1 protein-coding gene is annotated in these 12,909 nt (G+C 70.5%); it reads left to right on the forward strand.

Going from position 1 to position 12,909, the window contains the following annotated elements; translation table 11 throughout:
• Positions 1-12: 12 nt before the first annotated feature.
• Complete coding sequence (locus tag AB5L52_RS44235; protein WP_369368663.1) at positions 13-12,759, forward strand: type I polyketide synthase; 12,747 nt, start codon at positions 13-15, stop codon at positions 12,757-12,759.
• Positions 12,760-12,909 lie beyond the last annotated feature (150 nt).

Raw genomic sequence — 12,909 nt, forward strand, 5'->3', positions numbered from 1 at the left:
TGGTGGAGTGGAATGAGCGAGTCAGAACGCACACGGTACGGGCTCGACACCGCGCCCCGGCGTCCCATCGCTGTCATCGGCCTGGCCTGCCGTCTCCCCGGTGCCCCGGACCCCGACGGTCTCTGGCGCCTGCTCCGCGCGGGAGAGAGCGCGGTGCGCCGAACTCCCGCCGACCGTATGCGGCTTGCCGGTGCGTCCCTCGAGGACGCCGCCGGTGACGACGTACCCCGCTGGGGCGGATTCCTCGACGAAGTCGACCGTTTCGACGCGGGCTTCTTCGGTGTCTCCCCTCGTGAGGCCGACGCCATGGACCCGCAGCAGCGCCTCGTCCTCGAACTCGCCTGGGAAGCCCTGGAGGACGCCCGCATCATTCCCGACCGACTCGGCAGCACCAGCACCGGCGTGTTCATCGGCGCCGCCCACGACGACTATGCCACCGTGCTCCACGGGCTCGGCCCCGAAAGCGTCACCCATCAGTCCCTCACCGGAACCCACCGCGCCATCATCGCCAACCGGCTCTCCTATCTGCTCGGTCTGCGCGGTCCCAGCATCACCCTCGACTCGGCGCAGTCGTCCTCTCTCGTCGCCCTCCACCTCGCCTGTGAAAGCCTGCGCTGCGGCGACAGCGACGTGGCCATCGCGGGCGGCGTCAACCTCCAACTCGCCCCCGACAGCAGCCTTTTCCCGCACCGTTTCGGCGCTCTCTCCCCCGACGGCCGCTGCTACACCTTCGACGCCCGAGCCAATGGTTACGTCCGTGGTGAGGGCGGTGGCCTCGTCGTACTGAAGCCGCTCGACCTGGCTCTCGCCGACGGCGACCCCATCCGCGCCGTCATCCGCGGCAGCGCGGTCAACAACGACGGCGGTGGTGACACCCTCACCTCTCCTGAGCCCCGTGCACAGGAAGACGTGATCCGCCGCGCTCTGCACCGCGCCGGAGCGGCTCCCCGGGACATCCAGTACGTCGAACTCCACGGAACTGGCACCCCGGTCGGAGACCCGGTAGAGGCGGCCGCCCTAGGTGCGGTCCTGGGCGCCGGAAGGTCGGCCGATGAGCAGGTGCGTGTCGGCTCGGTGAAGACCAACGTAGGCCACTTGGAGGGCGCGGCGGGGATCGCCGGTCTGCTCAAGACGGTGCTCGCGCTCCAGCATCGCGAACTTCCGCCCAGCCTGAACTACGAGACCCCCAACCCGGACATCCCTCTCGACGCCTACCGTCTACGGGTCCAGGACGCCGTCGGCCCATGGCCCCGTCCCGAGCTTCCCCTCATGGCTGGTGTGAGTTCCTTCGGCATGGGCGGGACGAACGCGCATGTGGTGTTGGAGGAGGCGCCGGTGTTGCCGCAGCCCGGGACTGGTCGTGGCGACGCTGTGCCGGTGTTTGCGTCCGGGGGTGTGGTGCCGTGGGTGGTGTCGGGTCGTGGTGGGGAGGGGCTGGCGGGTCAGGCGGGTCGGTTGGGTTCGTTTGTGGAGTCGGCTGGTGAGGATGTGCGGCCGGTGGATGTGGCGTGGTCGTTGGCCGCGACGCGTTCGGCGTTCGAGAACCGGGCTGTGGTGTTGGGTGCCGAGCGGGGTGAACTTGCCCTAGGCCTGGAGACGTTGGCTTCTGGTGAGGTGGCCAGTGCCGGTGTGGTGCGGGGGCGGGTTGCGCAGGTCGGTGACGGTCCTGTTTTTGTGTTTCCGGGTCAGGGGGCGCAGTGGGTGGGGATGGGGCGGGAGTTGTGGGATGTCTCGCCGGTGTTTGCTGCGTCGATGGAGGCGTGTGAGGCGGCTCTTGCTCCTTTTGTGGGGTGGTCGCTGAGTGATGTGGTGCGCGGCGGGGCTGAGCTGGCCGGTGTGGATGTGGTGCAGCCGGTGTCGTGGGCGGTGATGGTGTCGTTGGCGGCGGTGTGGCGTGCGTGTGGTGTTGAGCCGTCGGTGGTGGTGGGGCATTCGCAGGGTGAGATTGCTGCTGCGGTGGTGGCGGGTGGGTTGTCGTTGGAGGACGGGGCGCGGGTGGTGGCGCTGCGGTCGAGGGCGATCCGGGCGATCGCGGGCCGGGGCGGTATGGTGTCCGTCGCACTTCCCTTCGCGGATGTGGAGGAGTTGCTGGCCGGTTGGTCGGGCCGGATCGACATCGCGGCGGTCAACGGTCCGGGTGCGGTCGTGGTGGCCGGGGATGCGGATGCTCTGGATGAGCTGATGGCGCACTGCGAGGCCGGCGAGGTCCGGGCCCGTCGTATTCCGGTGGACTACGCCTCGCACACGTGGCATGTGGAGGCTATCGAGGCCGAACTGGCCGGCGTTCTCGCTCCCGTGTCTCCGCGCTCGGGTGAGGTGCCGTTCTTCTCCACTACCGAGGCGGAGTTCATCGACACCGTCCGGTTGGATGGTGGTTACTGGTATCGCAACCTGCGTCAGCGGGTGCGTTTCGCGGATGCGGTGCAGGGCCTGGTCGAGCAGGGTTACAGCGCCTTCGTGGAGGTCAGTTCGCATCCGGTGCTGGGTATGGCGGTGCAGGAGGCCGCTCCGGACGCGGTGGTCGTGGGCACTCTGCGCCGCAACGAAGGCGGCGCCACCCGCCTCCTGACCTCGCTGGCCGAGGCATGGGTGCGCGGCATCCCGGTCGACTGGACCGCCGTCCTGGCCGGACACGACGCCCACACAGTCTCCCTGCCCACCTACGCCTTCCAGCACCGCCGCTACTGGCTCGACGGCGGCAGCTCCCGTCGTACGGTCGCCCCCCGAATGGAATCTGTCGAGACGGCCGAGGCCGCGCCGGGTTCCTCCCCAGGTCGGCACGCCGACATGCTGCAGCGGATTCGTGCGCACGCCGCTGTCGTGCTCGGGCATGCCAGCCCCGTTGACGTCGACGCGACGCTCACCTTCAAGGCGCTGGGCTTCGATTCCGCCACCTCGGTCGAGTTGCGGAACCGGCTGGTCGCGGAGACGGGGCTCTCCCTGTCCGCCTCCGTTCTCTTCGATCACCCCACACCGCAGGCACTCGCCCGTCATGTGCGTGGCCTGCTTGACGGCGACGTCGAGTCGGGCCCCGATGCACCCGAGAACCATGAATCCGCCACCAGCGAGGACCCCATCGCCATCGTGGCCATGGGCTGTCGTCTGCCCGGTGGCATCCGCACCCCCGAGGAGCTGTGGGAGCTTCTCTCCACGGGCGGCGACTCGATCTCCGTCTTCCCCACCGACCGAGGATGGGACCTCGACAACCTGTACCACCCTGACCCGCAGCACCACGGTACGACTTACGCCCGCTCCGGCTCGTTCCTGTACGACGCGGCCGAGTTCGACCCCTTCTTCTTCGGTATCTCGCCGCGTGAGGCCGAGGCCATGGACCCACAGCAGCGGCTGCTTCTGGAGACCTCGTGGGAGGCGTTGGAGCGGGCCGGCATCGACCCGGAGTCCCTGCGCGAGGGCGACGGCGGAGTGTTCGTCGGACTGATGCACCAGGAGTACGGTCCTGGGCTCCGGCATGCTCCCGAGTCGGTCGATGGATATCTGCTGACGGGCACCTCGTGCAGCGTGGCCAGTGGGCGCATCGCCTACATCCTGGGACTGCGTGGACAGGCGGTGACTGTGGACACCGCGTGCTCGTCCTCGCTGGTGGCGCTGCACCTGGCGGTCCAGGCCCTGCGTTCCGGCGAGTGCTCGCTCGCGCTCGCCGGAGGGGCGACGGTGATGGCGGAGCCCGGAATCTTCGTGGAGTTCAGCAGGCAGCGGGGGCTTGCGCCGGACGGTCGGTGCAAGCCGTTCGCTGCGGGTGCGGACGGCACGGGCTGGGGCGAGGGCGTCGGCGTGCTGCTGCTGGAGCGGCTGTCGGACGCGAGGCGGAATGGTCATCCGGTGCTCGCCGTCATCCGCGGTTCGGCGACCAACCAGGACGGGGCCAGCAACGGCCTCACCGCACCCAACGGGCCCTCGCAGGAACGCGTCATCCGCGCCGCCCTCGCCAACGCCCGCCTCACCCCGGACCTCGTGGACGTGGTCGAGGCACACGGTACGGGGACCACGCTGGGTGACCCGATCGAGGCGCAGGCGCTGCTGGCGACTTACGGTCAGGGCCGGGATCCTGAACGGCCTCTGTGGCTGGGCTCGTTGAAGTCCAACATTGGTCACACACAAGCCGCGTCCGGTGTCGCCGGCGTGATGAAGATGGTGCTGGCGTTGCAGCACGGTGTTCTTCCGCAGACGCTGCATGTTGATGAGCCGACGCCGCATGTCGACTGGTCGGCGGGTGCGGTGTCGCTACTGACGGAGGCGGTTGACTGGCCGCAGACGGATGGTCGCCCGCGCCGGGCCGGTGTGTCGTCGTTCGGTATCAGTGGGACGAACGCGCATGTGGTGTTGGAGGAGGCGCCGGTGTTGCCGCAGCCCGGGACTGGTCGTGGCGACGCTGTGCCGGTATTTGCGTCCGGGGGTGTGGTGCCGTGGGTGGTGTCGGGGCGTGGTGAGGAGGGGCTGGGCGGTCAGGCGGGTCGGTTGGGTTCGTTTGTGGAGTCGGCTGGTGAGGATGTGCGGCCGGTGGATGTGGCGTGGTCGTTGGCCGCGACGCGTTCGGCGTTCGAGAACCGGGCTGTCGTTCTTGGCGTGCGGGGGGATGAACTCGCTGCGGGGCTGGGTGCGTTGGCCTCGGGCGAGGTGATCGGTGCCGGTGTGGTGCGGGGGCGGGTTGCGCAGGTCGGTGACGGTCCTGTTTTTGTGTTTCCGGGTCAGGGGGCGCAGTGGGTGGGGATGGGGCGGGAGTTGTGGGATGTCTCGCCGGTGTTCGCTGCGTCGATGGAGGCGTGTGAGGCGGCTCTTGCTCCTTTTGTGGGGTGGTCGCTGAGTGATGTGGTGCGCGGCGGGGCTGAGCTGGCTGATGTTGGTGTGGTGCAGCCGGTGTCGTGGGCGGTGATGGTGTCGTTGGCGGCGGTGTGGCGTGTGTGTGGTGTTGAGCCGTCGGTGGTGGTGGGGCATTCGCAGGGTGAGATTGCTGCTGCGGTGGTGGCGGGTGGTCTGTCGTTGGAGGACGGGGCGCGGGTGGTGGCGCTGCGTTCGAGGGCGATCCGGGCGATCGCGGGCCGGGGTGGCATGGTGTCCGTCGCACTTCCCTTCGCGGACGTGGAGGAGTTGCTGGCCGGTTGGTCGGGCCGGATCGACATCGCGGCGGTCAACGGTCCCGGTAGTGTCGTGGTGGCTGGTGATGCGGATGCTCTGGATGAGCTGATGGCGCATTGCGAGGCCGGCGAGGTCCGGGCCCGTCGTATTCCGGTGGATTACGCCTCGCACACGTGGCATGTGGAGGCTATCGAGGCCGAACTGGCCGGCGTTCTCGCTCCCGTGTCTCCGCGCTCGGGTGAGGTGCCGTTCTTCTCCACTACCGAGGCGGAGTTCATCGACACCGTCCGGTTGGATGGTGGTTACTGGTATCGCAACCTGCGTCGGCGGGTGCGTTTCGCGGATGCGGTGCAGGGCCTGGTCGAGCAGGGTTACAGCGCCTTCGTGGAGGTCAGTTCGCATCCGGTGCTGGGTATGGCGGTGCAGGAGGCCGCGCCGGACGCGGTGGTCGTGGGCAGTCTGCGCCGCAACGAAGGCGGCGCCACCCGCCTCCTGACCTCGCTGGCCGAGGCATGGGTGCGCGGCATCCCGGTCGACTGGACCGCCGTCCTGGCCGGACACGACGCCCACACCCTCTCCCTGCCGACCTACGCCTTCCAGCACCGCCGCTACTGGCTGGAGAAGACCACTCCCGAACCCGTTCTTTCCTCCGGCCAGGAAGTGGACGCCCGGTTCTGGGAGGCGGTCGAGCGCGCGGACCTGGAGGTGCTCGCTGACACGCTGCGGTTGCCTGACAGTGAAGGCCTGGCGGAACTCCTTCCCGCGCTGTCGAGTTGGCGCAAGGAAGAGGTGGCCCGTTCGGCGGTGGACCGTTGGCGGTACAAGGTGGTGTGGAAGCCGGTCGGCCGGGACGCACAGGCCGCGGCCCTCACCGGTACCTGGCTGCTGGCCGTTCCACACGAGCACACCGCCACCGACCCCACCGCCTCCCTCGCCGATGCGCTGACCCGCCACGGTGCCGACGTACGCCTACTGGAGCTAACGTCGCGCCACGCCGACACCGGCGTGCTGGAAGCCGCGCTGGACGAGGTGTTGGGCGACTCGGACACGACTGTCACCGGTGTACTGTCGCTGCTCGGACTGGACGAGAACCCACTGCCCGAACATGGCGTGCTGCCCACCGGCGCCGCCCTGACCGTGTCCCTCCTGCAGGCGCTCGGGCGGGTCGGGGTGACCGCACCCGTATGGTGTGCCACCCGGGGTGCTGTGGCCGTCGGGGATCAGGAGCCGGTCTCCCACCCGGCGCAGGCGGCCGTCTGGGGTCTCGGCAGGGTTGCCGCCCTGGAGTTCCCGGAGCGCTGGGGCGGACTGGTCGACCTTCCCGAGCGACTCGAAGGCCGTGACACGGCCGCTCTGTGCGCCGCGCTCGCGTCGCGTGGCGACAGCACGGAGGATCAGCTGGCCCTGCGTGCCGGCTGTGTCTTCGCACGACGGCTTGTGCCGACCCCCCTGTCGAAGAGCGCGCACCCGTCCACCGGACAAGCCTCCGGACCTCATTGGAAACCGAACGGCACCGCCCTCGTGACCGGCGGCACCGGCGCGCTCGGTGCGCATGTCGCGCGGTGGCTGGCGCGTGGCGGCGCGAAGGACGTCGTCCTGGTCAGCCGCCGCGGCGCCACCGACGACGCGAGCCTGTCGGAACTGGAGACCGAAGTCGCCGTGCTGGGCGCCCGGTTGACCGTCACCCGCTGCGACGTGGCCGACCGTGAGGCGCTCGGGCAGCTGCTGAACTCCCTGCGCGCGGAGGAACGCACCGTACGGACCGTGGTGCATGCCGCCGGCGTCGGCACCCTCGGCCCGCTCGCCGACCTCAGTCCCGCGGAGTTCGCCGAGGTCACGGAGGGCAAGATCGCCGGGGCGCAGAACCTCGCCGAGCTCCTCGGCCCGGATGAGACCGACGCACTGATCTTCTTCTCCTCCATTTCCGGCGTCTGGGGCGTCGCAGACCACGGGGCGTACGCCGCCGCCAACGCGACCTTGGACGCACTGGCCGAGCAAGTCCGCCGTACGCGCGGGCTCCCGGTGCTCTCAGTGGCCTGGGGCCCCTGGGACGGCGGCGGCATGATCCCCGAGGACATGCGCGATCCGCTGCGCCGTCGCGGCATCCCCGTCATCGGCCCGGAACCGGCCATGGTGGCCTTGCAGGCGGCGCTCGATCACGAGGACACGGTCGTGTCCGTCGCGGACGTCGACTGGGCCCGCTTCGTGCCCGTCTTCAGCGCCGCCCGCCCCGCCCCCCTCATCGCCGACCTGGAACCCAAGGAGGGGCCGTCCTCCGCCGTGGCGGCCGGTGCGGGGGAGGACAGGCATGGCGAGGGCACGGCGGTGCCGACGCTCGCCCAGCGGCTCGGCGCTCTGCCCGCCGCCGAGCACGACCGGTTCGTACAGGACCTCGTACGGGCCGAGGCGGCCGCCGTGCTCGGCCATGCCTCGGGGGACGCCGTCGACCCTGCGTATGCCTTCAAGGAGCTGGGCTTCGACTCGGTGAGCGCCGTCGAACTGCGCAATCGCCTCACCTCGCGGACGGAACTGAAGATTCCGACGACGGTCGTCTTCGACCACCCCACTCCGCTCGCCCTCGCCGCCCACCTCCGCGAACTGGCCCTGGGGGCCGGCGCGACGCCGCAGCACCACACGAACTCGCTTGCAGTCACGACGGGTTCACCGGGCAATGCCACCGACGACCCCATCGCCATCGTCGCCATGGGATGCCGCTACCCGGGGGGCATCACGTCACCCGACGACCTGTGGCGCATCGCCACCGCGGGGGAGGACGTGATCACCGGCTTCCCCTCCGACCGCGGATGGGACACGACCCGGCTCTACGATCCCGACTCCGACCGGCACGGCACCAGCTACGTCCGGCACGGTGGGTTCCTGCACGACGCAGGGGAGTTCGATGCGGCCTTCTTCGGGATATCCCCGCGTGAGGCGGCAGCGATGGACCCGCAGCAGCGGCTGCTGCTGGAGACCTCGTGGGAGGCGTTCGAGCGGGCCGGAATAGACCCGAAGACCCTGCGTGGCACCAGCACCGGCGTCTTCTCGGGCCTCACCGACCAGAACTACGGCACCCTCCTCGGCCGCGGCACCGACGGTGCCGAGGGCTATCTCGTCACCGGTGCCTCGACCGCCGTCGCCTCAGGCCGCGTTTCCTACGTCCTCGGCCTGGAGGGACCGGCGGTGACCATCGACACGGCGTGCTCGTCGTCGCTGGTCGCGCTGCACTTGGCCGTAGGGGCCCTGCGCTCCGGCGAGTGCTCGATGGCGTTGGCGGGAGCCGCGATGGTCATGGCCGACCCGGCACCGTTCGTCGGCTTCAGCCGGCAGCGGGGCCTCGCCCCCGACGGACGCTGCAAACCCTTCTCCGAGGCCGCCGACGGCTTCTCTCTCGCAGAGGGCGTGGGTGTGCTGCTGCTGGAGCGGCTGTCGGACGCGCGGCGCAACGGGCACCCCGTGCTGGCGGTGGTACGCGGTTCGGCGATCAACCAGGACGGGGCGAGCAACGGCCTCACCGCCCCGAACGGCCCCTCGCAGCAGCGGGTGATCCGAGCCGCCCTCGCCGACGCCCGCCTCACCGGTGCTGACGTGGACGTCGTCGAGGCGCATGGCACGGGCACGCGGCTGGGCGACCCGATCGAGGCGCAGGCGCTGCTGGCGACCTACGGTCAGGACCGCCCGGACGACCGGCCGCTGCTCATCGGCTCCGTCAAGTCGAACATCGGGCACACTCAGACCGCGTCCGGTATGGCCGGCGTGATGAAGATGGTGCTGGCGATGCGGAACGGACTCGTACCCGGCACGATCCACGTGGATGAGCCGTCGTCGCATGTCGACTGGTCGGCGGGTGCGGTGTCGCTGCTGACGGAGGCGGTGGACTGGCCGGAGACGGATGGCCGTCCGCGTCGGGCCGGTGTGTCGTCGTTCGGCATCAGTGGGACGAACGCGCATGTGGTGCTGGAGGAGGCGCCAGGGGTGCCGGAGTCCGTGTCCGATGGTGAGGGTGCGGCGCCGGTGTTCGTGGCTGGTGGTGTGGTGCCGTGGGTGGTGTCGGGTCGTGGCGGGGACGCGCTGACGGGTCAGGCCGGGAGCCTGGCGTCGTTCGTGGAGTCGGCTGTGGGTGAGTTGGGCCCGGTGGATGTGGCGTGGTCGTTGGCTGCGACGCGTTCGGCGTTCGAGAACCGGGCTGTGGTGTTGGGGGCCGAGCGGAGTGAACTCGCTGCGGGCCTCGGTGCGTTGGTCTCGGGTGAGGTGACTGGTGTCGGTGTGGTGCGGGGTGCGGTCGCCGGCGGTGCTGACCGGGTGGTGTTCGTGTTTCCGGGTCAGGGGGCGCAGTGGGTGGGGATGGGGCGGGAGTTGTGGGATGTCTCGCCGGTGTTCGCTGCGTCGATGGAGGCGTGTGAGGCGGCTCTTGCTCCTTTTGTGGGGTGGTCGCTGAGTGATGTCGTGCGCGGCGGGGCTGAGCTGACGGATGTTGGTGTGGTGCAGCCGGTGTCGTGGGCGGTGATGGTGTCGTTGGCGGCGGTGTGGCGTGCGTGTGGTGTTGAGCCGTCGGTGGTGGTGGGGCATTCGCAGGGTGAGATTGCTGCTGCGGTGGTGGCGGGTGGTCTGTCGTTGGAGGACGGGGCGCGGGTGGTGGCGCTGCGGTCGAGGGCGATCCGGGCGATTGCCGGCCGGGGCGGTATGGTCTCCGTCGCACTTCCCCTCGCGGACGTGGAGGAGTTGCTGGCCGGTTGGACGGGCCGGATCGACATCGCGGCGGTCAACGGTCCCGGTAGTGTCGTGGTGGCTGGTGATGCGGACGCTCTGGATGAGCTGATGGCGCACTGCGAGGCCGGCGAGGTCCGGGCCCGTCGTATTCCGGTGGACTACGCCTCCCACACCTGGGATGTGGAGGCTATCGAGGCCGAACTCGCGAAGGTCCTCGGCCCGGTCACCCCGCGCTCGGGTCAGGTGCCGTTCTTCTCCACTACCGAGGCGGAATTCATCGACACCGTCCGGTTGGATGGTGGTTACTGGTATCGCAACTTGCGTCAGCGGGTGCGTTTCGCTGACGCCGTCCAGGGCCTTGCCGGACAGGGTTACAGCGCCTTCGTGGAGGTCAGTTCGCATCCGGTGCTGGGCATGGCGGTGCAGGAGGCCGCTCCGGAGGCGGTGGTGGTGGGCAGTCTGCGCCGCAACGAAGGCGGCACCACCCGCCTCCTGACCTCGCTGGCCGAGGCATGGGTGCGCGGCATCCCGGTCGACTGGACGGCCGTACTGGCCGGACACGACGCCCGCACCCTCTCGCTGCCCACCTACGCATTCCAGCACCGCCGCTACTGGCTCGACCTCCCCGAATCCGCCGCCCGTGTCGTGTCCGGAGGCCCCTTGGTCGATGACGTGGACGCCGGCTTCTGGGAGGCGGTCGAGCGCGCGGATCTGGAAGCCCTCGCCAACACCCTCGACCTGGCGCCCGAGCGGCGCGGGACGCTGGCCACGGTGGAACCGGCTCTGCCCGTTCTGGCCGAGTGGCGTCGACGCAAGAGGGAGAACGCCGTACTGGACTCCTGGCGCTACGCGGTGACGTGGCAACCGACCAGGGTGCAGATGACCGGGTCGAGCCCGCTGCCCTCCCACTGGCTGGTCGTGCTGCCCGCCGCCGAAGGTGCCGTTGAGGGGATGGCGCAGGAGCTGGTCGAGCGGCTGCGCGGTCACAGGGAGATCGAAGACGTGGTCACCATCGTCCTCGACGTCACTCAGGGAGACCGGGAGGCGCTCGTGGACCGCCTCCGCGAAGCTTTCGAGAAGAACCCGCTCACGGGTGGCGTACTCAATCTGCTGCCGCTCGCCCCTGGCACCCGCGGCTCTGCTGCCGAGTTCCGGTCCTCCGCCGTGCCCGGGGTCGTCACAGCGACCTTCCTGCTCATGCAGGCGCTGACGGACGTGCAGGCGGAGGCACCGCTGTGGACGGTCACCCGGGGAGCGGTCACCGTGCCCGGTCCCATGGTGATGCCCGCCGCCGGGCCGGTACCGGAGCAGGCGGCCGTCTGGGGTCTCGGCCGGGTCTACGGGCTCGACCACCCTCGGCAGTGGGGTGGCCTGATCGACCTTCCCCCGCTTCCCGATCGTCCCGGACCCGGCGACTCCACCGCACCGCCCGCGTCCGTCGCGGAACTCGACGCACGCACCTGGAGCCACTTCTTCGCGGCTCTGGCGGGCGACGAGGACGAGGACCAGTTCGCCGTACGTCCGAACGGACTCCACGTACGCCGCATGGTCCGCAAGCCGGTCGACGCCGGGGCGGGCGAGCGCCGTGCGGTCGGCTTCGAGGGTACGACGCTCATCACCGGCGGCACCGGAGCCCTCGGCGCCCACCTCGCCCGGCGACTGGCCGCCACCGGTGCCGAGCACCTGCTACTGGTCAGCCGCCGGGGCCCGGACGCGCCCGGCGCGGCAGAACTCGAGGCGGAACTGACCGGGCTCGGCGCCCGCGTCACCCTCGCCGCCTGCGACATCACCGACCGGGAGGCCCTCGCCAAGCTGCTGTCGGACGTGCCGGAGGACGCACCGGTCAACGCCGTGGTGCACGCGGCGGGCACCGAGCCGCCTGCCGTCGCGATCGGGGACACGGACCTCGACTCCCTGCAGGAAGTGGTGGGCGCGAAGATCGCCGGTGCCGTCCATCTCGACGCGCTGCTCGCCGACCGCCCGCTGGAAGCCTTCGTCCTGTTCTCGTCGGGCGCGGGCGTCTGGGGCGACGGCGGCCACTCCGGGTACGCGGCCGCCAACGCCTACCTCGACGCGTTCGCCGAGTGGCGCCGCAGCCGAGGCAGGGTGGCCACCTCCATCGCGTGGGGTGCCTGGGCCGGCGGCGGCATGGTCCATGAGGCCGAGGGCGAACGGCTGCACCGCTACGGCGTTCCCATGATGGAGCCCGAGGTGGCCGTGGGCGCCGTACAGCAGGCCCTCGCGTACGACGAGACGTTCGTGGTCGTCGCGGACGTGATCTGGGACCGGTTCGCGGCGACCTACTCGGCCGCCCGCCGCCGTCGTCTCTTCGACGAGATCCCGGAGGTCCGGCTCATCGACGAGGACGCCCGCGCCGACGGGGCCGGGGGCGGCGCCGATGCCGGGCCGGTGCCCGGCGAGTCGCAGTCGTTCGCCCGCCGACTGGTCGGCGCGAGCCGGCCGGAGCAGGAACGGACCATGCTGCATCTCGTCCGTACGCAGGTCGCGGCGGTACTCGGCCATGACGGGACCGGTGCGATCGCTCCCGGCCAGGCGTTCCGCGACCTCGGGTTCGACTCTTTGACCGCGGTGGAGCTGCGCAACCGGCTGAAGGAGGCAACCGGTCTCGGGCTCCCCGCCACCCTGGTCTTCGACCATCCCACCCCGGCCGCCCTCGGCGCGCGACTGCTGTCCGAACTGGCACCGGCCACGGAACCGGCGGGCGGAGGGGGCCTGGCCTCGCTCGATGAGTTGGAGGCGGCGGTCGCCGCGCTCGACCCCGCCGACGATGCCTCCCGCACCAGGATCACCACCCGGCTGCAAGCGCTGCTGTGGCGGTTGTCCGACAGCCCGGCGGAGCAACCGGCGGGCGGCGGCGACTCCGCCGACGAACTGCTGGAGGCCGTCTCCGACGACGAGATGTTCGACCTGATCGACAAGGAACTCGGCCTCAACTAGACCGGCCGGACGGGACGGACGCTCCCCGACCGATCCGTCCGGCCTCCTCCGCCCCCACCGCACGAGCACTAGCACCGGCCTCACCCAGGCCCACCACGCACCACCCCGTCCGACCTGCCCGTTGCCAATGCCGTACGGGTGACTCCAAGC

It is taken from the genome of Streptomyces sp. CG4, assembly GCF_041080655.1.
Classification (GTDB): domain Bacteria; phylum Actinomycetota; class Actinomycetes; order Streptomycetales; family Streptomycetaceae; genus Streptomyces.